The 23109-nt window shown below is 35.4% G+C and carries 22 protein-coding genes; 10 read left to right on the top strand and 12 right to left on the bottom strand.

Annotation, left to right across the window (positions count from 1 at the left end; all coding sequences use genetic code 11):
- Window positions 1-267 precede the first annotated feature (267 nt).
- Entirely contained in the window at window positions 268-522 is a 255-nt protein-coding gene (locus AC3WJF_RS13640) for a hypothetical protein (protein ID WP_492453053.1), read from the top strand.
- Window positions 523-594: 72 nt separating this feature from the next.
- On the opposite strand, the gene AC3WJF_RS13635 is transcribed toward AC3WJF_RS13640, so the two are convergent.
- The 8 genes from AC3WJF_RS13635 to AC3WJF_RS13600 form a co-directional block, all read right to left on the bottom strand.
- On the bottom strand, window positions 595-1695 hold the full coding sequence (locus AC3WJF_RS13635) for an ABC transporter ATP-binding protein (protein ID WP_492453051.1): 1101 nt from the start codon (window positions 1693-1695) through the stop codon (window positions 595-597).
- A gap of 84 nt (window positions 1696-1779) precedes the next feature.
- Entirely contained in the window at window positions 1780-2712 is a 933-nt protein-coding gene (locus AC3WJF_RS13630; RefSeq protein WP_492453049.1) for a PucR family transcriptional regulator, read from the bottom strand.
- A gap of 120 nt (window positions 2713-2832) precedes the next feature.
- Window positions 2833-3024: a hypothetical protein gene (locus AC3WJF_RS13625; protein ID WP_492453047.1), complete on the bottom strand. Its 192-nt coding sequence runs from the start codon at window positions 3022-3024 to the stop codon at window positions 2833-2835.
- Between the two features lie 289 nt (window positions 3025-3313).
- On the bottom strand, window positions 3314-3526 hold the full coding sequence (locus AC3WJF_RS13620; protein WP_492453045.1) for a YheE family protein: 213 nt from the start codon (window positions 3524-3526) through the stop codon (window positions 3314-3316).
- A 207-nt stretch (window positions 3527-3733) separates the two neighbouring features.
- Window positions 3734-4918, bottom strand: a complete 1185-nt coding sequence (locus AC3WJF_RS13615; RefSeq protein WP_492453043.1) for a YheC/YheD family endospore coat-associated protein — start codon at window positions 4916-4918, stop codon at window positions 3734-3736.
- A complete protein-coding gene (locus AC3WJF_RS13610; RefSeq protein WP_492453041.1) occupies window positions 4915-6276 on the bottom strand; it encodes a YheC/YheD family endospore coat-associated protein in 1362 nt (453 codons plus the stop codon). Before AC3WJF_RS13610 ends, AC3WJF_RS13615 begins: the two co-directional genes overlap by 4 nt.
- An 11-nt stretch (window positions 6277-6287) precedes the next feature.
- Window positions 6288-7376 (bottom strand): YheC/YheD family endospore coat-associated protein, encoded by a 1089-nt coding sequence (locus tag AC3WJF_RS13605; RefSeq protein WP_492453039.1) that lies wholly within the window; start codon window positions 7374-7376, stop codon window positions 6288-6290.
- Window positions 7336-8721: a YheC/YheD family endospore coat-associated protein gene (locus tag AC3WJF_RS13600; protein ID WP_492453037.1), complete on the bottom strand. Its 1386-nt coding sequence runs from the start codon at window positions 8719-8721 to the stop codon at window positions 7336-7338. Before AC3WJF_RS13600 ends, AC3WJF_RS13605 begins: the two co-directional genes overlap by 41 nt.
- Before the next feature lie 317 nt (window positions 8722-9038).
- On the opposite strand from AC3WJF_RS13600, the gene AC3WJF_RS13595 reads away from it, so the two are divergent.
- From AC3WJF_RS13595 to AC3WJF_RS13585, 3 genes are all read left to right on the top strand, one after another.
- A complete protein-coding gene (locus AC3WJF_RS13595) occupies window positions 9039-9389 on the top strand; it encodes a YlbF/YmcA family competence regulator (protein ID WP_492453035.1) in 351 nt (116 codons plus the stop codon).
- 170 nt (window positions 9390-9559) lie between these two features.
- The gene (locus AC3WJF_RS13590; RefSeq protein ID WP_492453034.1) at window positions 9560-10426 is read left to right on the top strand and encodes a Cof-type HAD-IIB family hydrolase; all 867 of its coding nucleotides are present in this window, start codon (window positions 9560-9562) and stop codon (window positions 10424-10426) included.
- Between the two features lie 334 nt (window positions 10427-10760).
- On the top strand, window positions 10761-10997 hold the full coding sequence (locus AC3WJF_RS13585; protein ID WP_492453032.1) for a hypothetical protein: 237 nt from the start codon (window positions 10761-10763) through the stop codon (window positions 10995-10997).
- 91 nt (window positions 10998-11088) lie between these two features.
- Here AC3WJF_RS13585 and AC3WJF_RS13580 read toward each other — a convergent pair whose 3' ends face one another.
- A complete protein-coding gene (locus tag AC3WJF_RS13580) occupies window positions 11089-11274 on the bottom strand; it encodes a YhzD family protein (protein WP_492453030.1) in 186 nt (61 codons plus the stop codon).
- A 160-nt stretch (window positions 11275-11434) separates the two neighbouring features.
- On the opposite strand from AC3WJF_RS13580, the gene AC3WJF_RS13575 reads away from it, so the two are divergent.
- The 5 genes from AC3WJF_RS13575 (at window position 11435) to yhaM (ending at window position 18941) form a co-directional block, all read left to right on the top strand.
- A complete protein-coding gene (locus AC3WJF_RS13575; protein WP_492453028.1) occupies window positions 11435-12334 on the top strand; it encodes an ABC transporter ATP-binding protein in 900 nt (299 codons plus the stop codon).
- A complete protein-coding gene (locus tag AC3WJF_RS13570) occupies window positions 12327-13580 on the top strand; it encodes an ABC transporter permease (RefSeq protein ID WP_492453026.1) in 1254 nt (417 codons plus the stop codon). Before AC3WJF_RS13575 ends, AC3WJF_RS13570 begins: the two co-directional genes overlap by 8 nt.
- A 116-nt stretch (window positions 13581-13696) precedes the next feature.
- Complete coding sequence (locus AC3WJF_RS13565) at window positions 13697-14932, top strand: metallophosphoesterase family protein (RefSeq protein ID WP_492453024.1); 1236 nt, start codon at window positions 13697-13699, stop codon at window positions 14930-14932.
- A 15-nt stretch (window positions 14933-14947) separates the two neighbouring features.
- Window positions 14948-17917, top strand: a complete 2970-nt coding sequence (locus tag AC3WJF_RS13560) for an ATP-binding protein (RefSeq protein ID WP_492453022.1) — start codon at window positions 14948-14950, stop codon at window positions 17915-17917.
- Window positions 17918-17996: 79 nt separating this feature from the next.
- On the top strand, window positions 17997-18941 hold the full coding sequence (gene yhaM, locus AC3WJF_RS13555; RefSeq protein WP_492453020.1) for a 3'-5' exoribonuclease YhaM: 945 nt from the start codon (window positions 17997-17999) through the stop codon (window positions 18939-18941).
- A gap of 286 nt (window positions 18942-19227) precedes the next feature.
- On the opposite strand, the gene AC3WJF_RS13550 is transcribed toward yhaM, so the two are convergent.
- From AC3WJF_RS13550 to AC3WJF_RS13540, 3 genes are all read right to left on the bottom strand, one after another.
- Window positions 19228-19959 (bottom strand): EcsC family protein, encoded by a 732-nt coding sequence (locus tag AC3WJF_RS13550; RefSeq protein WP_492453018.1) that lies wholly within the window; start codon window positions 19957-19959, stop codon window positions 19228-19230.
- 133 nt (window positions 19960-20092) lie between these two features.
- Window positions 20093-21319 carry an ABC transporter permease gene (locus tag AC3WJF_RS13545; protein WP_492453016.1) on the bottom strand — a complete coding sequence of 409 codons (1227 nt, stop codon included), beginning with the start codon at window positions 21317-21319 and terminating at the stop codon, window positions 20093-20095.
- On the bottom strand, window positions 21306-22052 hold the full coding sequence (locus AC3WJF_RS13540) for an ABC transporter ATP-binding protein (protein ID WP_492453014.1): 747 nt from the start codon (window positions 22050-22052) through the stop codon (window positions 21306-21308). Before AC3WJF_RS13540 ends, AC3WJF_RS13545 begins: the two co-directional genes overlap by 14 nt.
- Window positions 22053-22575: 523 nt before the next feature.
- Here AC3WJF_RS13540 and AC3WJF_RS13535 point away from each other — a divergent pair.
- Window positions 22576-22998: an HIT family protein gene (locus tag AC3WJF_RS13535; RefSeq protein ID WP_492453012.1), complete on the top strand. Its 423-nt coding sequence runs from the start codon at window positions 22576-22578 to the stop codon at window positions 22996-22998.
- Window positions 22999-23109 lie beyond the last annotated feature (111 nt).

Genomic DNA, 23109 nt, shown 5'->3' with positions numbered 1-23109 from the left:
AAAATATACGACAAAATGAATAGGAAATTTATTCCGTTTTAAAACGATTTGCAGAATGATTTTATGAAAGATTACACAACATATAAGAAAAGAGAAAGCGCCGAAGATTATGGATTTCCTAGTCTCAGGTATGATGAGTTTGTTCACGAGCTAGTAAAATTTGAAGTTTAATTTCACCTGATGCCTTTTGACAAATGGAGGATAGGACAAATCCACAAGCAGGTGGCTACTTCTTTAGACAGAGTCTTATAATATTGGGGGGATTCCATGCAGTGGTGTGAATTATGTAATGGCGTTTCGGAATTGACGATTCCTTGTATTCAGTGCGGGGAGGAGATGGAGGATCAAGGGCGTATTTATGATTATTATGAAAACTATAGTCCGTACATGGAAATTGATTTGTTAAAATTAGAGGACGGTGATCTAACCAGTTCAAAGCGCTCGGAATGTGTGCATTTATTTAAATGCAGAGAATGCGGGTTTGATTTCCAAAAAACAATAGATTTACAGCCTCAAAAATAAAAAAGCAATCGGAAAAACCGATTGCTTCAAAAAATATATAATAAAAGGGTGGTACCAAAGTTATAAAATAAACTAACCAAGATTAATTTCTGTTTCTTGATCAAAGAAATGTGCTTTGTTCATATCTAAAGCTAATTCGACTTTATCGCCAATTCGAATCTCTGTACGGGAGTCCACTCTGGAAATAAAATCTTGACCTTCGATTTGTGAATATAGCATAGTTTCAGCACCTGTTAATTCTGAGACTTCAATAGAAGCAACAATTTTTGAACCAGGTGAGGCATCAAGGAAAATAGGTTCATCATGGATATCCTCAGGTCTAATTCCTAAGACAATATCTTTACCGACATAGCCCTTTTCACGAAGCATCTTCATTTTTCCGTCTGGAACTGCAACTTTAACTTTATTTGAAATAATAAAGCTGCCATCTTCTAATTTTCCTCTAAAAAAGTTCATCGCTGGCGAACCGATAAATCCAGCTACAAACATATTAACCGGATGATCATAAACTTCCTTTGGAGAGCCCACTTGCTGAATAACCCCGTCCTTCATAATGACAATTCTTGTTGCCATTGTCATCGCTTCTGTTTGATCATGTGTTACATAGACGGTAGTCGTATTTAATCTTTGATGTAATTTAACAAGCTCAGCACGCATTTGCACCCTTAATTTTGCATCCAAATTTGAGAGTGGCTCATCCATAAGGAATACCTTTGCATCACGTACAATGGCACGTCCTAATGCAACACGCTGACGTTGACCGCCTGATAAAGCTTTAGGCTTGCGGTTTAAGTATTCCTCAAGACCAAGAATGCCTGCAGCTTCTTTTACTCTTTTATCAATTTCTGCTTTTGACACTTTTCGTAGCTTAAGACCGAACGCCATATTATCATATACACTCATATGCGGATATAACGCATAATTTTGGAATACCATCGCAATATCGCGGTCTTTCGGTGCGACATCATTTACGCGCTTCTCATCAATGAAAAAATCTCCATCAGAAATCTCTTCTAATCCTGCAATCATCCGAAGAGTTGTAGACTTACCGCAGCCAGAAGGACCAACAAATACGATAAATTCCTTATCTTTAATATGCAGATTGAAATCCTTAACTGCTGTTACTTTATTATCATAAACTTTATAGACGTGCTCTAATTTAAGTTCTGCCATTTTTATTCCTCCCTCTGCTTCTATAAATTAATAATAGAGAAAGCCCTTTCATGAAGAAATGGTCAACTTGCACAAAAATATAGACTAGTTTTTCGGCATATTTTTATTGTTAGTCAAAACTCCATAATCAAGACATACTAAATAGCTAGTGATGGCAGCCGGAAAGCTTTTTAAGTCAATTCCGGTTTTTTCAATAAATTTATCAATTTTATATTGCAGACTGTTGCGATGCATGAATAATTGCTTTGCTGTTTGACTCGTATTGGAGTTATTTTCTAAATATAGTTTAATGGTATTCCTTAAATCTTTATCTTCATTAAATGCTTCAAAAATTCGTGTATACAAAATTTTTCTAGAGGCGGAATCGACGTTTTTAAGAGCAAATGATGGAAAAACATTTGCAAATGTATGAATTCTTTCTTCCGTCATTTCCCGGAGAGCAAATTGAAATAATTTTTGCTCTAATTGGTATAGTTTTTTTAGCTGATAATCCAACGATCGAAATTGTCCTATGAAAAAGTGGATTTTAAAATAAAAATCACTTTCAAATACTTGGATGGCAGAATTGAGCTCTTGAGCCGAAAGCAATAGAGGATGATTGTTTTCGACAATCAATCCTTCAGTCTGCGAGGTGAAAACCGGTATAACACTATGCGAAAAAATATTATGAAAAACCTCTTCGATATCCTTTAATTCAAATTCTTCCTTGTATCCTGAAATCGAATATTGAATAATGCGAAACTCTTCCATTTTTGATTCATGCGGTATTTCAGTTTCAGTGCCAAGCAGGAACTTATACCAATCCTGTGCTTTTTTTCCTGTATTTAATGGTAAGGAACTTGAACTCACAGGAAAAAGGGTGTTCATTAATTCTAGTTCTGGTTGTGATATATCTGCTTCAGGAATAGCTATGTAAACATTTTCTGTTTTTAAGTAAAAGCAAAAATAATGAGCAAGCTGTGGCTGTATTGGTTGAACAATGGCATTTGGATAATGTTTTTTTAATTGGTTAATCATATCAATACCTCATTTTACATGTCTTATGAAATATTGTATTAAAAAAGTGCTAAGCTTTCAAAAAATTAAATTTACATAAAAAAAACAACCCTGATGGCAGGATTGTTTTCGATTAGTTTCTTATTTCAATTCTGTTGGTGGATCTTCTTCGAAGAAATCTAAGACTTCTTCAATATTTGTGGAGTCATCTCGCATATGAACAGATCCTCCAGACATTCCTTCATTAATCATTCTGTCGACATCTAAATATGCTTTATTTTTTCCTTCATAATGCGTGTCCGGCAGGAACTCCGGATCCTTAAACATTGACATGCAACCACAACTCCTTATGAATTAATATTCTTGCTTAGTTTAAGCATGGAGTGAATGGTTACATACAAATATTTTTGTGGTAAATTTACCCATAAAGACTAGTATTTATGGCTAGTTCTAGCGCCTATCGGCTAGCGGATTTCTCCGTCTCCTCCCTACGATAAGTCAACATCAAGTGAAATTTGAAGTGCCAATTTCAATAGCTCGTGAACTACCTCAGCACGGTTTCCTTTATCTCAGTCGAAGACTACGAAATCCGTACGCCGATGGGCAAGGCGCTTCCACTTTTCTAATGGTCATACACATGAAATAACATAATTTCATGGATTTGTTTTTTCAAATCTTCCTCATTGTCCGGAATAACTCCATCCATTTTCCATTCGATCATGCCGTCTGGGTGGTAAATTCCAGTAATCATTTGTTTATGATAAAAAAAGGAGAAAGACCAGCCGGGTAAGTTCTCATTGGAATATAAGGATTTGTACTGAAAATGTTGGATCAATCACACCAGCCTCCATTTGTTTCAATAGCTATATTATAACGTATTAATAAGGTTCTTTTCTTAAACTATGCTAATTTTGTAGGAGAAAATCCTTATTAACTCCCATGTTAAGAATAAAAAAACTATTTAAGAAAAGATACCCGAAACTAAGACTATTAAGGATTTATAGCCATTTATGAAAAGCTACAATCTATACAAAAACAGCCATTAATAATTTGTCAGCTCATTAAAAAGCTGAATTAATTTAGCGTGTTTTTTTCTTTCAATTTCTAGTTCATCAAACTTCATAGGTTTCGCGTTTACTTCAAATATCCAAAGCTTTCCGTTAGTATCCATGCCAACATCTATCGAAAATTCTCCAAAAAAACTAAGATCCTCCGAAAGAGATTTTCCGCATTCATCAACCATATTTTTGAAGTCATGTATTAATCTTTTATGAGTGCTAGGCTGGAATGGAAATATTTCTCCTCCCTTTGAAACATGGGTCGTGATTCCGTCCATTTTAGCCATTCTAACCCCGATACCTGTGATTTTGTATTTATCTTTTTCAAAATGGGAAAGAATTCGAAAATCATATTTTTTGCCGTTTATTAAATCACTGTCAATGGCAACTTGTGCAATATAAGGTTTTTTTAAACAATGTTTTTCTAAATAACGAATGAGAATTGGTAGTGAGGTAAAATATTCGATTTTTGCATTCGTTCGAATTTGAAACTTGTTCCCCTTTTGGGTGGTTAATAACTTTATGCCATTCCCTTGAGAGCTTTTCGTTGGTTTTAAGTACAGTTTGTTGTGGGTTTGCAAAAATTGCTGCAAAGCATGACTTTCTTTTTCTACTAAAATGGTTTCTGGTAGCAATGGTTTTAGTTGTTGATTTTTCGAGAAAATTTGATGCATCAGAAATTTATCTATAAATCCAGGGTTGAACAAAATAATATTATTTTCCCTCATCCATTCCACATGCTGAATAAACGGTTCTTCTTCTTCATGCAATCTGGATGAAATACGATTATAAACGAGCTGTGGGTGGGGGAAGCTTGCTTGAATCCATTTTTCAGCCACCGTGCAATAGCAAGTGCCATTGATAAAATCCTTTCCACAATTACCAAGACTATAAAGAAAGGAAAGTCCACCTTGTTTTTGCAATTCCTTTTGAATTCCGATATAAAGATCAATGTCACCAATCACTTCATTGCGGCTGTTACGGCTTATTAATATTCCAATTAGTGGCCCAATCCTCATTTTGTTTGTTTTCATTTTAAAAACAAATGGAGGTGAATCAATTTCTTCCGAACAAGGAAGAAATTCATCATTTTTACCCCAAAAATATGGTCCATTCTTTTTATCTATATGAACGAAAGTATTCTTTTTGGGATGAAAATAAATATTCATAAAAACAATTCCTCAGGCTTTTTCACTGCCTTTTCTGTTAAAAACACTGCGAAAGATAATGAGAGTTTCCGTGTTAACACATCGAATTCCTTAAGATTCGGGTGTGTGAAAATGGATCTTCCCGGCTTAGAATTTGCTTCAAATAGCCATATATCGCCGTTTGTGTCGATCCCAAAGTCATACCCAATTTCCCCAACTATTCCTTCCATTTGCTCTTCAATAATACCAGCTAGATCTAATGCTGCTTTCTCTAGCTTTTGCTTATAATTTTGACATTCGTCTGCATTATCGAAAACCTCTTCGATTGTTTTAATACTTCCTCCATTTTTTATATGTGTAGTAGGACTACCATTTCCAGCAACCTTAGCTGCTATTGCGCTTACTTTCCACTCGCCATCTTTGTTTTTATTGACATGTACCCTGAAATCAACTGGTAGCTGATTAAATCTCCTCAATAGGATTCCTTGCTGTATAACCATTCTGTCAAGGTTTTTCTTGCCAAATACTTTTTTCATTAATGCTTCTAATGATTTAAATTTGATTAAATGATTAGTTTCATCATGATATCTACAATAATAGGCTTGCTCTTCGCGGTGATAAAGAATTTGATGTACCCCGAGACCTAAGCTTCCATTCATTGGCTTTATATAAACATGACCATACTTCGAAAGCATTTGTTCAATTTGTGAAAAAGAGGAAAAAGGAAACGTTTCTGGTAAATATTTTTCAGCAATGTCGCTTTGTAATAATCTTTCATACACATCTAATTTATTGAAAAATCCAGGGTTATACCATGGAATCATATATTCTTGGCTAAGCTTTTCTTTTACATCCTGTGTCGCTCGTCGTTTTTCACTTCTTCTATTCGGCAATCGGTCATATACTACATTAGGAAAAGGTACCTTTCTTGTCTCCCAGCCATCTTTCGTATAGAAAAATCCTTCTATCATCCCTTGGTCCCAATCAATATGCTGCTCACCAAATAAAAATGGGACGACACCGACGGAAGATTGTACTGATAATAGCTTTTCAAATATAGAGGTTCTTTCGCCAATCGGCTTTATTTGATATGGTGTAAATCCGGAAGAAAAGATTCCGACTAGAGGTCCAATAACGAGAAGATCATCTGTTTCGAATATATATATAGACCTAACGAATTCTGGTAGTTGGAGCTTCTGCGCCAGTCCCTTACTTATGGAAATGATATTGCGGCCATTTGGTTGTCGTTCACATTTTGTTTCTATGATATTGGAGCCAAAGGAGATTTTTTGCAATTGATTTTTTAGATTCATATTCACAGGAAAATAAAGCTTTAGGCTTGATTGATCAAAAAATTCTATGTTATAGCGGGTAGGCATGGTCATACCTCCTAATAATCTTCTATAGGTGTTTTGATATTCGTAGCTAAATACTGACAATATACAAGTGGGGCTTCATATATAGATTCCATATGGTCAGGATTTGTCATACTAATAATTTTTCTGCCCGGTTTAGAATTTATATCTAAAACCCAAATAGATTGATCCTTGGCAATAATGATATCAATACCGAGCTCAAATAATGGATGGAACATCGTCTCTAATTGCGAGGGAAGTATCGATAGCAATTCCTCAATTTCATTTTCTAAATAGAAGTGGTTGAATCCGGTAGCTTTTGAACGCCATAATTCGTAGGAATGCACACTGGCACCGGCTGAAATATTTGTTAATAAGCCATCTTCACTACCGATGCGAATGGCTTTGCCTCTTTCTAACCAATTACCGCTTCCGTCTTTTTGTATTAAAAGCCGTAGATCAAAAGGGGCTCCTGTCTTATCTCGATTATCTAATCTAGGCTGGATGAGGAATATTTGTTTTGTGAGCAATTTCTCTAACCAAGTTTTTGCTTGTTCATGATTCGTAAACGTTTTTTCAATCACTTTTTCTTGCTTGGTTGTTTGAATTTTAATAGTATTATTGATAAGCTTGAGCGAATAAACAGCATATCCGTGTGCACCATCTATCGGTTTCAAGATAATTTCGTTATATTGCTTGATTGCTGCAATTATTTTTTCAGGGCTAGAGGCTTTTTTGGTAATTGGTAAGTAAGGGGCAATATCAGGGCTTTTGATCAGTGTTTCGTATAATCTCCATTTGTTTGGCAAACCATAGCCTAGGAATCTATTATCTTTTCTAGATTTTAACCATGAAACGATTGCTTGGGCTTCATTTGATTTGCGGTCTTCACCATAGAAGCAGCGATCATAAAGAAATTCCGGAATCGGATACTCCTTTTCTTGCCATCTCTGTTGGTCATAATCATAATAGAGGCCATTTACTAGTAAGGAAGTAGGGTTAATCATTTCTGGCGAAAAGAGATAAATATCTATTTCGTATTGTTTTGCTCGTTTAGCAATTTCATCAAAATAGGAATTGTTTTCATGTGGATGGAGCGTTAAAATCCCCAACGTTATCATCATTGTGACTCCTTTCTTTCCAATTGTTATTGCAGTAATTAATAATAGCCTTTGCAGAAGGGCGTATCAGATTTTTTACAGTGTCCATTTGTTTTGATGGCTTTGAATTTACCTCAATTAACCATGGTTTTCCTGTTATATCTACTCCAATGTCGATGCCTAATTCTACAAATAATCCATCAAAGCTTTGATCCACTACCCTTGAAACTTCTAGCGCTAAATCCTTCATCAGCTGATTTGTGAGAGTTGCTTTTTCCTTAGTGAAATGGTTGTTTAATATTTCCATAGGGCGAGATAAAGTACCACCTTGAGCGATATTTGATACAAATTGGTCATCAGCAGATATACGTCCCACTGCAGATGTAATTTTCCATTCGAAATTATTAATCTTATGGCATAAAAAACGAAAATCAATTTTTTTATTCTCGATTGTAATTAATGGAAGTGTTTCTTGAATAATAAATGCTTTTTTATTAATCCATTTACGGATGTCTGAAGCTGCTTGAACGGCTGATTGATATCTTAACTTGTTCGGTAGAGATAAACTGGTTCGTTCTATCATAATCTCATTATTGTTTTGAAATACATGGATAATCCCCCGTCCTTGGCTTCCATTTACAGGCTTGATAAAAAGATCCTTATATTGATACAACCACTCAGGAAAATTTTCTTTATCATAAAGGTATGTTTTTGGTAAGAAAGATTGAAGCTGGTTGGATTTTTTAAATTTCTCATGAACTACCCATTTTGATAGAAAGCAAGAATTAAAGAGGATGGATTTGTTTTTTCCCCATTCCAGCGCTGTTTGTTTGAATAACTTCCCTTTTTCAGTAATTCTTGAATGAATTCGATTATAGATAAAATCTGGATATGGAATACTTGCTTCAACCCAACCACTATCCATAAGGTAGTATCCTTTGTGTGGGTACTTGGTAAAGGAAGTAATATAAACAACGGCTCCCGTTTGTTGGCTATAATGATGAAGTTCTTTGCAAAATTCATGGATGGAACCGAAGATAGGAGACTCATTCTTGCTAGACTTTATCTCTGTTAAGACAGCGATAAATGGTCCAATCCAAAGCGCATGATTTTGGTAATTTGCCGTTATTTCGAAAGTTATAGATGGAAGTGATAATTGTTGGTAGAGTTTTTGATTCATTATTAGATTTTTATTTTTTTCTTCCTCTAATAAAAGCAAGTTTGCTAATATACATTTGTTTCCAGCTCGAATTTGGATTGTTTTTTTTATAGGTATATTTAATTGTCTAATGATCCATAAAGGGATTTGAATAGTAGGCGTATGTCCTGCCAATTCATTCGAACTTTGAAGAGAAACTTGTAAGCTCATAAACATTTTCCTCATTAAAAAAATCATTTTTTGGGCTCTTGCTGATATCGTATGTATTTTATTCTTATTTGGTTCATTTTTTTCTATAAGTGGAATTTAAATTGGTTTCCCCAGTATACCTTATAGGGATTTTGCTTATTATTTTGTGTAATTCATATAATTTTTTGTGTGGATGAAAGCTTAACATGTACAGTTCATGTGGAATTGCATGCTGTTGCTAGGCTTTCGAACCGAAACATTCAAATTATGGTAGCAGATTGGATAGAATGCCCATACTTTGTTATAGTGGGTAAGAGATCTTAGAGGAGGTTTTATTAATGGCAACAAATTTTTACGATATTGCATATGAATTAGAAAATGCACTAAAAAATAGTCAAGAATATAAAACATTACAAGCTAGATATGAGGAAATAAGAAAGGATCCGGCTGCGAAAAAATTATTCGACCATTTTCGTAATATCCAAATGAAGCTTCAAGAAAAGCAAATGTCAGGTCAAAACATTTCACAGAATGAAGTACAAGAGGCACAAAGTGTAGCAGCAATGGTGCAACAAAATCAAAAAATCGTACAATTAATGGATGCTGAACAACAAATGAGCATTGTCATTAATGAAGTGAATAAAATTGTTATGAAGCCACTTGATGAATTATACGGAAAGATGAGTTAATAAACGAAAAAGGGTAACCCAAAAAGTGTCCATCGCTTGCGGGTTGCCCTTTTGTTTTGTTCTTTTTTCCCATTCAAACTAATCCCTTTCAAAAAGTTCTAGACTGTAAAAAAAACACATAAGTTTATAGAAACAAAGTGGTAATGCTGCAAACAAGAGGAGGTACATCTATGATTTATAAACTGCTTGCGCTGAATATCGATAATACTTTGTTGAACACGGGTGGGCGTTTAAATAAAGCAACGAAGGAAGCAGTAGAGTATGCAGTTGAAAAAGGGATTTATGTATCCATTGTTACTTCGAAAAATTTTTCAACTGCAAGCAGGCTGGGAAATACTTTAAAAGTAAATGCACCATTGGTGACACATCAAGGTGCATTTATTGCAAATGAAAAACAAAACCCAATATTAGTTAAAAAAATAAGTGAGAACTCAACCATTGACTTGGTTCGATTTTTAGAAGCATTTCGATGCCAAATTCGTCTAGTCCATGAGGATTTCACCCTTGGCAATAAGAGTAAAATGCCTAGCAATTTAATGGGCAAAATTGTGTTTCAATCATCGAACCGTTATTCCTATTCGGAACAATATGTTGATTCATTAGTTGAAAAATTAAGAGAAACACCAGTTGCACCTCCAAAAATAGAGGTAATCTTTAATGATTTAGAGGATTTGCATGATGCGACTAAGGCTATAAAGGAAATGTTCCACGAAGTAGATTGTATTGAAAACGACGATACAAAATTGGAAATTGTACCTACTGGTGTGTCAAAGCTTAAGGGGCTCTTATATGTATGTAAACAATTAAATATTGGGCGGGAAGAAGTGGTTGCAATTGGCTCAGGTATTGATGATCTGCCATTATTAGAATGGGCAGGTCTTGGAGTAGCAATGGGAAATGCGTCTGCAAAATTAAAAAAGACGGCTGATTGGATAACTCGATCCAATAATCAAAATGGAGTATCCTATATGGTGAAGGAACATTTTCGAAAGCAACCGCCAATAGAGTTTTTAAAGAAAATGAACGTAATAAAATAATTGTTGCTTAGAAGGCAGGTGCCAGTGCGGCATACCTGTCTTTTTGTTTGGAAATCCTAAGTCAAAAGGACATTTCACTTGGAAAACATGTGGGAAATGTCGTTTAGAATCTGAACAACAGTCAAAGTGAAAGTCGGCATGTACTTGTTGCCGTGGCGATGACAGAGGTTCGGTCACAATGTGAAAGGGAAAGTGCTCTTTGTCATGAGAAAAGCAGAGGAACGGTCATAATGAGGAGTGGAACGTGCCAGTTGTCGCGAGAAAAGCAAAAGAACGGTCACAATGAAGAAGGGAATGTGCCCGTTGTCGCGAAAAAAGCAAAGGAACGGTCACAATGAAGAAGGGAATGTGCCCGTTACCGCAAGAAAAGCAGAGGAAAGGTCACGATGAAGAAGGGAATGCCCGTTGTCGCGAAAAAAGCAAAGGAACGGTCACAATGAGGAAGGGAATGTGCCCGTTGCCGGGAGAAAAGCAGAGGAAAGGTCACGATGAGGAGTGGAACGTGCCAGTTAAATCGAAAAAACTGACGAAAGGTCATCTACCTCGTAAAATGGAAGGAAAATATGCCTAGAACCTGTCAGAAAAGTATAGATCGTTCGGAAAACATAAGGGGAAACCCGGAATTTCTAGGAAAATAATAAATCGACCTAAAAAAGGCCGATTCATCGATGGAATAATAATAATTTTCCAGAAGGGGAGGTGCATCGATGCGTTTTTTCGAGTGCTCCTTTTTCTATTAAAATGGATTCACCTATTCTCTTAGCTTCATTGTCATTTGTAGCCTCAAATGTTTCATCGCATAATTTTTCCCCATTGGCTTCAAATGCTGTTAATTTATAGTTAGGCATGGTTGCTCCTCCTTCATTGATACATGTTAATTATAGTTTATCATAGATTTTACAATATTTGATCAATTTAAATACCATATTGTAGTAGAATAGAAAGGAACCTTTTCGTAATTCTTCCGTAAAGGAGATTGTGAATGCAATATAAAGGAGGATTTTCATTTTGTCTTTAAACATAAATCATGTTACAAAACAATTTGGCCATTTTACCGCTGTCAATGATTTATCATTAACGATTCCGAAACAGCAGATATTTGGATTTTTAGGTGCTAATGGTGCGGGAAAAACAACAACCTTTCGTATGATCTTAGGCATCTTAACTCCCAATCTTGGTGAGATTACCTGGAACCAGAAGCAAATTAATGAAGCTGCAAGCTCACTCGTTGGATATTTACCAGAAGAGCGTGGGCTTTATCCAAAGCAAACGGTGAAAGATCAACTTATCTATTTAGCAAGATTAAGAGGAATGGATAAACAAAGTGCGGAAAAAGAATTGAAACAGTGGTTGAATCGATTCCATGTACCAGAATATGAAAATAAGAAAGTGGAGGAACTTTCAAAAGGGAATCAGCAAAAAATTCAATTTATTGCCTCTGTTATTCATAAACCACAGCTGTTAATCTTGGATGAACCATTCAGCGGTCTAGATCCGATAAATGTAGAGCTGCTGAAATTAGCTGTTAACGACTTGAAACATGATGGAGCAACCATTGTATTTTCCAGTCACAGAATGGAGCATGTTGAAGAGTTATGTGAAAGCCTTTGTATCATGCATCACGGTAGCCCGGTCGTTCATGGCGGCCTAAAGGAAATAAAAAGAGCATTTGGAAAGAAAAATGTGACTATCCATGCAGATTTTGATCTTAGCTTTTTGCAGGATGTTGATGGCGTTGTAAAATGGAAGAAGACATCAGAGGGTGCATATCTGCAAATAGCATCAGAGGAAGTATCCCAATCGATTTTTTCCGAAATAAGCGGCAAAGGCTTTATACGCAAATTTGCATTAGAGGAACCTTCTTTGAATGATATTTTTATAGAAAAGGTAGGTGCTTCCTATGAATAAATTTTGGATTATGCTATCTCACACCTATATCACGAGATTAAAATTCAAGTCTTTTATTATTACCTCTATCATTATGCTTGCCGGTGTTTTGCTGTTAGGAAATATGAGCAAAATTATCGACTTGTTCAGTAGCGGTGATAAGGAGAAGAAGATTGCTGTTATTGACGAAACCAATGGTGTCTTTCAGCCGTTTGAAAACCAATTAAAAGCTGTGGATAAAGATATACATTTGGAAAAAGTACAAAAATCTGAAAATGAGCTCCAAAAAAATATTAAAGACGGTAAATATGATGGATATATGGTAATAACCCTTGATTCCAATCAAATGCCAAGTGCTGTTTACAAAGCAAAAACCATTACAGATTCAAGTACGATAAATGCTGTAAAACAAGCACTGCAAACAGTTAAAACGATGATGGCTGCAACAAGTTTAAAGCTGACTCCGGAAAAACTAACATTATTAAATAGCCCGATATCGTTTCAAAAGGTAAGCTTAGGAGAAAATGCCAAATCCGAAAAAGAACTTGCACAAGCAAGAGGTCTTGTCTATATCTTATTGTTTGCTATTTATTTTTCCGTCCTTTTCTATGCCAACATGGTCGGAATGGAAGTAGCAACAGAGAAGGCATCGCGGGTAATGGAAATTCTTATTTCAAGCGCATCGCCAACGAAGCAAATGTTTGCAAAAATATTTGGTGTCGCCCTTTTAGGATTAACACAAATGGTCGTATTGCTTCTTGTTGGGTATTTTTTAATCAAACAAAATTTAAAAGATATGACTGGTGGATTTTTTGAAGCATTTGGATTTTCCAGTACACCAGTGTCGACTATTCTTTATGCAGTGATATTCTTCTTGTTAGGGTATTTACTTTTCGCCACTTTGGCAGCCTTTCTTGGGTCCCTTGTTAGTCGGTCCGAGGATGCACAGCAGATGATGATGCCAATGACATTTTTAGTCATGATAGGCTTTTTCATCTCAATGTTTGGATTAAATAATCCTGAATCCGGATTTGTTACTGTTACATCATTTATTCCATTCTTCACACCGATGATTATGTTCATGAGAATTGGTATGCTGAATCTCCCAGCATGGAATGGAATAGTAGGAATCGTAATCCTTGTTATCTCAATTACTATTATAGGAATGATCGGTGCACGAATTTACCGCGGAGGTGTTCTTCTATACGGTAAATCGAATTCATTGAAAAATATTAAGAATGCATTACAAATGTCTAAAAATAGATAAAATCAGTGGAAAAAACACCTTTTGAGGTGTTTTTTTCTATTTATAACCTTTTATAATCTAAAATTTTGTTTATAATAAAAAATAGAGAACGTATATTCGAGAGGAGGCGTATTCCTTTGGGAAATATCACATTTATTCATTGTGCAGATCTTCATCTGGATAGCCCTTTTGTTGGTTTGCAATATATGCCGAAAGAAATTTTTAAAAGAATACAAGAGAGTACATTTCGTGCTTTTACGAAGATAGTGGATGCTGCCATTTCGATGAAGATTGATTTTGTCATCATTAGCGGTGACTTATATGATGGGGAAGACCGCAGCATTAAGGCACAAGCAAGATTGCGCAAACAGATGGAAAGACTTCAAAAGGAAAGCATCGATGTTTTTATCATACATGGAAACCATGACCATCTGGGAGGGCATTGGACAACCATTGAAATGCCTGACAATGTTCATGTGTTTTCCTCCGAAGTAGAGACAATGGAGTATATTACAAATAAAGGTATCAAGGTTCATTTATATGGATTTAGCTACCCCGAAAGACATGTAACAGATAGCAAAGTGGAACTGTACAAAAAAGTTCCTGAAGGTGATCTTCACATAGGGATTCTTCATGGTCATTGTGAAGGTGGAAGTACGCACCATCAGCCTTATGCTCCGTTTTCTATCCGCGATTTGCTAGAAAAGGAGATGGATTATTGGGCACTTGGTCATATTCATAAGCAGCAAATTTTACACGAGGACCCGCATATTGTCTATCCTGGAAATGTACAAGGTCGCAATTCGAAGGAACAAGCAATGAAAGGATGTTTTACCGTCACTTTGTCAAAACATGAAACCACCTTAGAATTTATTGAAACCTCCGATATTATTTGGGAATCCATAACCTTATCCGCGAAAGAGAGCAGTTATTTTCATGAACTGTTTTTAAAATGTAAAGAGGTTTTGGAGAATATTCGTAAAAAGGATCAAGCAATATTGCTTCGCTTGGAAATTGTGGATACGAACAATTTAGAGGTAAAAGCACTCGAAAAAATTACTAACGGTGAGTTATTAGAAAGTCTTCAAGATGGAGAAGAACACGAAGATAATTTTGTTTGGACCTATCAAGTGAAACAAAATAGCTCTAAAAAGGATGCAATTTTTTTAAGTGAATATCCATCTTTTAAAAATGAATTAGATAGAACATTAGATGTGTTGGATGATAATGCTGTTTTTGAAGAAGCAATCGGGGAATTGTATACACATATTAGAAGTAGCAAGTATTTAGACAATTTTTCTATTGAGGACAAAACAGAGCTTTTAAAAGACGCGGGGCAAATGCTAACACAATTGTTAAGTTCAAAATCGTAACAGGAGGTGGAAAAGGTGAAAATTAAAGAAATTTATATATATGGATATGGAAAACTAACCGATTTTCATTTTCCGTCCGTTACTCCTCTGCAGGTTATATATGGTGAAAATGAAGCTGGTAAATCAACACTGATGTCCTTTCTTCATAGTATTTTATTTGGGTTCCCGACTAAACAACAGACAGAACTCCGCTACGAACCGAAAAATAGCGGGAAATATGGAGGGAAATTAGTATTAGAAACAAAGGAACACGGAGAAATTACGGTGGAACGGATAAGAGGCAAAGCGGTAGGGGATGTAACGGTTATCTTAGAGAATGGTACTGTCGGAAGTGATGATCTTTTAAGTGAAATTCTAAATGGGATGGACAGGCGTATGTACCAATCCATTTTTTCCTTCAATATCCACGGGATTCAAGATGTCGGAAGGATGAAAGGAGAAGACATTAGTAGGTATTTAATAGCGGCAGGTACATTTGGAACGGATACGCTAATGAATTCGGAGCAGCAGCTGCAAAAGGAATTGGATGCACTTTTTAAACCAAATGGACGCAAGCCTGAACTTAATCAATTGCTAGATAGCCTAAAGGAAAAGGATGTCGAACTGAAAAAAGGAAAGAAACAGAATGAATCCTATACTCTGTTAAAACAGCAAGCTTGGCAAATGCAACAAGAGATAGAAGAATTGAAGGATCAAATACATAAGTATCAACAAAATATGCAAAGCTTGAACCAGCAAATTCAAGAATGGCCACTTCATCAAGAGAGAGAACAAATTAATAAGCGTTTGCAGGAAATAGGGGAAGTAAAATTCCCGATTGATGGCTTAAGTAGATTAGAGCATTTCGAAGACCAATTGCGTACCTTAACCAGTTATTTAACAACCATTCAGGAACGGAAGATAGCTTTTGAAACACAACTAGAAACGGTTATACCAGATTCTGTAATATTGGAAAACGAATCTGTCATTCAGATAATCGTGGACGGATGGTCGCAAGCACAGGAATGGCAAGACCAGTTGCAAAGATTAACATATGAATTAGAAGAAATAGATGAGCAAATGAAAAGACTGGCGAGGGATATTCACTATAACGATATGGATATCGACAAGCTAGGAACCATAGATTTAGGAATTGGGATGAAGGAGCGTATAAAGAAAGCTACAAAAGATTATTTCGCTTTAAGCACCCGTGAAAAGGATTTATCCAAGCAAGCTGAGGCGGAGAAGAAGTCTTTAGCTGAGATTGAATCGAAAATTGAAATGATAGAAGACAGACTAATTCCAGAAGACGAGTTTCGTAAGCTCTCTGAAAATCAAAAGAATCGAAATCGTTTGGAACAATTACAGTTAGAATGTCAGCATGTCAAAGAACAAATTCACATGTTGAAAATGGCAAGAGGGAATAATCAATCGTTTGCCAGTGGATTTCGTCTTATAATATTCAGCCTTCTTTTAGTTTGCTTAGTAGTATACAGTTTTCTATCTAAGCAAAGCTTCCTTGCGATTTTCGCCTTAATAGGAATTGTCTTTCTATTGGTTTCTTCTCGATTGGAGAAAGGAAAGCGGAAGAGTTCTTTTCGGGAGCTTTCAAAATTACAAGAAAGAGAAAAGGATTTATTGGAACAGTTGGGTGAACAAGAAAAAAATCATGACCATTCGGAAAAATATGCAAGTCAATTAGATTTAAGACAGAAATGGAAGGATCTGCTTCTGCAGCTTGAAATACAGCAAAATCGTGTTGAAAGTGTTCATACAGCATTAGAACATTGGAAACTAGAATGGAAAGAAGCTGAGGAAATTCTTAACAATATAAAAAACGAGTTGAGGTTACCAAGCCAATTTTCATCTGATCAGCTTTCTGATGCTTTCGAAATATTAACGGAGCTTTCTAAGATAGTTGAAAATAAAGAACAAAGAGGAAAAAATTACAATATAGTAAAAGCGAAATACGAGGAATGGGAATGTAAGCTTGAAGAGCTCACTAAAACAGATACCGAACAAGCATTGCCGATAAACGAAGCTATTATTCAAATAAAGAACGATTTGAACAAAGCAAAAGATTACCAAGGGAAATATAAGGAGATTTATGTAAAAATCGAAGAACTAAAAAACGATGAACGAAAATGGTCAAATGAAAATACAGCTCTGAATAATGCTATGGAAGAACTCCTACAGGACGCAGGTGCAAAGGATAAAGAGGATTTCCGCAAGAAAGCGAAAGTATACAATGAATTTCAAGAACTTCAATCCAATCTTGCCATTTTAGAGAAAAAATTCAATCACAATATTTTTACAGATGTTGAAATAGATTCTGTGGATGAGCTTGAAATGGAAAATCAAAAACTCGCTGATCTTGTTCAAACAAACTCGAAAAGACTGGATATCCTTCATAAGGAATTTGCACAAGTAAATTATGAAATTGCTGTATTAGAAGAAGGTGGAACGTATACAGAAAAACTCCATGAATTCTATCAGTTAAGGGATCACTTCAATAGTAAAGCAAAACAATGGGCAAAAGTGGCGATTGCAAAGCAAATGCTAAATCTAACAATGGAGCGGCAAAAAAAGGACCGTTTTCCGAAAGTAATGGAAAAATCGAAAGGCTATGTACGACTGCTTACAAATGAAGAGTATGTACAAATACATTTGCAGGAAGACGGAAAAATTGTGGTGGAAAGAAAGGATCGTATGATTTTTGCTCCGGAAGAGTTAAGTCAGGCAACCGCAGAGCAATTATATGTGGCTATAAGATTTGCACTTGTTCAAGTATTAAAAGATGAATATCCTTTTCCAATTATTATCGATGATAGCTTTGTAAACTTTGATAATAAAAGAACGAATAAAGTTCTGGAATTATTAAAAGAAATCAGCAAAACAACCCAGATACTGTTTTTTACCTGTCATCAGCATCTTTTACAAGAATTTTCTCATGATACAATTATAGATTTAAAGGGATCTCAGCAAAAAGTAGAAGCAATTGGATAATTTTTAAAAAGTAATCTTTATGCAAATTATGGTATACTCGGTGTAAACATTAAAGAAGCGAGAAACGGGGGTTTAACAGATGACCAAAGGACTTATGGAATTTGAAGTCGGAGAACAAATCGAATTGTTTTTACTTGTAAAATCATCTACAAAAGGAATTGCCAGTAATGGGAAACCTTTTTTATCAATAGTATTACAGGACCGGTCTGGCGATATAGAAGCAAAGTTATGGGATATTTCTGAGACTGATGAACAGGCCTATAAGCCGGAAACAATTGTGAAGGTGAACGGCGATGTTCAAAATTATCGCGGACGGATGCAATTAAGAATACGCCAAATTCGCCCTGCAAACCCACAGGATAATGTTCAAATCTCAGACTTCTTAGAGACAGCACCGCTTAGTCAAGATGAGATGATGAGTCAAATAACTCAATTTATTTTCGAAATGAAAAACCCCAATCTCCAAAGAATTACGAGACATTTATTAAAAAAATATAATAAGGGATTCCTAGAATATCCAGCAGCAACAAAAAACCATCACGAATTTGTATCAGGGCTTGCATACCATGTTGTATCCATGCTCAATTTAGCAAAAGCAATTGCTAATTTATACCCTTCCTTAGACACGGATTTATTATATTCCGGTATCATCCTCCATGATTTAGGAAAAGTAATGGAGCTGTCAGGACCGATTTCGACTACGTATACAGTAGAAGGGAATTTATTAGGCCACATTACGATAATGGTCAATGAAATTGGTAAAGCGGCGGATGAACTTAATATTCATGGTGAAGAAGTTATGGTGCTTCAGCATTTGGTACTTAGCCACCACGGGAAGCTTGAATGGGGTAGTGCCAAGACTCCAATGATCAAAGAAGCCGAAATACTTCACTATATTGATAATGTCGATGCGAAGATGAATATGTTAGATCGTGCATTAAAACATGTGAAGCCGGGAGAATTTTCGGAAAGAATCTTTGCTTTGGAAAATCGTTCTTTCTATAAGCCTACTTTTCATAATTAAATACCACTAAAGAAACCGAGTAAACTTTTACTCGGTTTCTATTTTTTATAAAGAATTAATAATAGTGATTAGGGGGTATGAGGACACAGAATCCGTTATTTTAACAAAATGTCCTTTATTTAAGCGTTTAGCGGACACTGATTCCGCTATTGGCGGAAAAACACAAGGAAATCAATGCTTTTTTGCCTAATAACGGAACGTGTGTCCGCAAACAACGGAAAATAAGCCATTTTGTCACAGATAACGGAACTGGAGTCCGCTCAACTCATGAAGTCCACTAAGCTTTTTACTCAGTTTCAATTTTCTTAATAGAATGATTCAATATTCTAATCCGATACGCATTAAGAGCAGTTTCTCCTAACTGCTCAATTAAATTATAATTAGCATACGCCCCAACAACAGCACCAATTCCCGGTACTAGCTGCAGCGTTTTTACAAAATCAAGATGATCACGATACTCTTGCTGCAATGTACGCCAATCTACATCCATTAAATGCACTTTTTCTTGATCCCAATTTTCTATAATAGATAGCACTTTCCCGCGGTGTTCATCACTTGAAAATGCCAATTGGAATACATTTAAAATAAATAATCGTTCTTCATATTTAGATGTATCATAACCATGAATTGTAGCTACTTCAAATAAAAATTTCATTTTAATGGAAAGCAGCAGCGGAAAATCAGCTAGGCCGAGTAAAATGCCGCCTGCACCTGTTCCAGCTCCTTCCACAACAGCTGTTTTTCTGTACACTCCAAGCTTTTCCTTTATTTGCTTTTCTTTTTCTTCTAATGATAATGCAGATGTGTCTCGTTTCTTTGTTAAAAAGTCCGAACCGAAAAGTGTCGTTTGAATCATTTTTTTGATGCTCTCCGTGATTAACTTATGGGCTTTTTCAGGAATAAATTGATTTAATTTTTTTTGTGCTTTTTCGGATAGACGTTTTACCATGCCTGAACGTTTTGATATACGACGTTTCCAAATTTCTGCTTCTGAACGTACCATTGTTTCGTAATCCATAAATGATACCCCTTTTGAATCTATTATGTTTAAAAGATAAGCCTAATGTGTACACGTGATCGACTTTTATTCAGTACGAATAAGTTTAGTGAACGCGTTCGCATTAGGCTGTATAAACGTTTCATATCCTTGATTACAAATTTGTATCTAACTTTTTTAACCGGGATGGTATATAAGCTTTCACTAATAGTAATACAAATACAATGCCAATTAGAAGGACAAGGACTCCATTTACCCAGGAACTACTAATCAAAGCGAGAATCCCGAATATTACTGCTTGAAGTATTAAGACAAGCGTAATCACCTTTAAAAAGGAACTGTTTTTCAGATCTTTTGAAACTGGATATAGATTCAACCATATTTTCAATTCATGGAATCGCACCATCGGGATAAGCTGAAACCCTGTTAAATATAAAAACAAAATAGCTACCCCAATCATTAAATAACGCTGATCGCTGAAAAGCAGAATTAATCCGCCAATGATGGTTAATCGAACGAACAATCCAAAGTATTCACTTGTTCTGACAAAGGTTCTCGCAAATAAATAACGATACGTATTTTGTTGACCATATTTTACTCTATTAAGAATAGGATCTAACCATTTGCGGCGTTTTATCTGACCTTTTAATTTTGGAACGTCCGTAAATAAATTCGCAAACCGATAAAATCCAGTCAAGCGCTTTTCTTCTTTTTCAATCAACAAATCCCATTTTATCGTTTTTCCTTTCGCCAAACGATGGAAATATAAATAGACACTTAAATAGAGAAGTACTAAAACTCCAATGTACCAAAAGGGAGTATTTTCAACGAGCAAAAACACAAATATTGTGTTTAAAGCGAATCGAATGATCCAATCGGAAATTTCTACTTGTGGATCTCTAAATTTTAATATGTCCCAATGCATGTAAAGATTCCAATATTTCAATATCCAAATGATGATTAAATAAAAGAAAAAGGTTCGGAAGCTTCCTCCTGTTGAATGTACATACATCGGCATTAAAACGGCAAGAACCATTAATAATATATACGCCTGTATGAGAAAGCTTAATGTTATCGCTTTGCGAAAGTAAGAATGTAGCTTTGTTTCAAGAGGCAATAAGAATACTTTATCCGCATTTTTCAGTAATGTGTAGATCGGACTAATCGTCAAGACAAGACCCAATATAAGTCCCATTACCCACCCAATTGGAAAATGGTTATCAAGTGTTTTTACCCATTGGCTGTAATAATATGCCCCACCACTCAAGGCGAAAATCGCAACAAACAATAGATGATCATTAAAAATGTATTTTAAATACTTGCGCATTTCGATGGAATATAATTGCAGTCTTTCAATCCAAAGGTTCTCAATTTTCTTCATCTGAATCTTCCTTTGTTAACTGAATATAAATATCGTCCAATGTTGCTCCCGGCATATTAAATTGCTCTCTCAATTCTTCCAATGAACCTTTAGCTCTAATCGTTCCGTTATGTAAAATGATAAATCCGTCGCAATAACGCTCTGCAGTCGCTAATATATGGGTCGACATTAAGATACCAGCACCGTTTTCTTTCATTTGCTTCATAAGATCAAGCAAGGATTGGATACCGAGCGGATCAAGTCCAAGAAAAGGTTCATCAATTATATACAGATTAGGTTCTACTAAAAATGCGCACATGATCATAACCTTTTGCTTCATACCTTTAGAAAAATGGGCAGGGAACCAATTTAATTTTTTATGTAAACGGAATTCTTTAAGTAATGGTGTTATACGTTCGTTATATGTATTTTCATCTATACCGTATGCCATTGCTGTGATTTTTAGATGTTCATCCAATGTTAATTCATCATATAGAATGGGTGTTTCCGGAATAAAGGAAAATTGTTTTCTATACTCATCTGGGTCGGTCGACAGCTCTTTTCCGCTAATTTTAATGGATCCTTTTTTTGGTTCCATTAATCCGATAATATGCTTAATCGTTGTACTTTTTCCAGCACCATTTAAACCGATAAGTCCAATAATTTCATTTTGGTTGATGGAAAAAGAAATATCCTTCAATACTGGCTTTTTCGTATATCCGCCAATTAAGTTTTTCACTTCAAGTAGAGACATTTTCTACGTCCTTTCCTTCTTTAATCGTTATGGTTATTGTAACATTAACTATCACTATAAATAAAAAAGAAAACTGTCATTTTGTAAAAAGGTGTATATCTCCTTTAAAACTGCACATCATATTATCGAAGGGGATTTACCAAACTTATAACGGGGTGGTTGTTAAAGACCGATTTCCGTAATATAAGCTGATTAGGGAAAAGTCATAAAATGACACAACGTATTACACCAACAATTAAATGAGGTGTTTGTCGTAGATCGCTTACTGTTTTAAAAGCATATAAAAATGACTTTTAAACAATAAGGGGATGATTACGTTGAACAAAGGTCATTTACTCCACTAGCTTTATAACACATTCATCGAAAAAATGAGGTGTTTATCAAAGGCTGATTAGACGAAAACCTATATCTATTTTCCCCTTCAAAGGACGGGATCCATACGGAAATCCCGTCCTTTTCTTATGCCTTCCATCTTTCACCATTTCTTTGTATAATAAATAAAAAATGAAAAGGTGGAATTGATGTGAGTGATTGTATTTTTTGTAAGATCGTTAATGGTGAACTTCCTTGTGCAAAAGTGTATGAGGACGAACATGTCTTTGCTTTTCTTGATTTAAGCCAAGTAACAAAAGGTCATACACTTGTTATTCCGAAAATACATAAAATGAATGTCTTTGAATTAACTTCAGAAATTGCTGGACATCTGTTTGAAGCAGTGCCGAAAATTGCGAATGCCCTAAATACTGCTTATGAACCAATTGGTATGAATTTGTTAAATAATAATGGCGAATTTGCTGGACAATCTGTATTCCACTTCCATTTACACCTAATTCCTCGCTATGGAAAAGGGGATGGATTCGGCGCAATTTGGAAATCACATCAATCTGATTATAGTTCAGAGGAACTTCAAAAAATTGCGAGTGAAATATCTAATCATATTCAATAATGAATCAAAAAATCCTGCTGAAATGCAGGATTTTTTGATTACCCAGAGATAATTCCGCCAAACCCAGAGATAATTCCGCCAAACCCAGAGATAATTCCGCCAAACCCAGAG

It is taken from the genome of Heyndrickxia sp. FW510-T9 (genome assembly GCF_058781025.1).
Note: the sequence above shows the minus strand (reverse complement) of the source record. Positions and strands in the feature narration are given on the sequence as shown.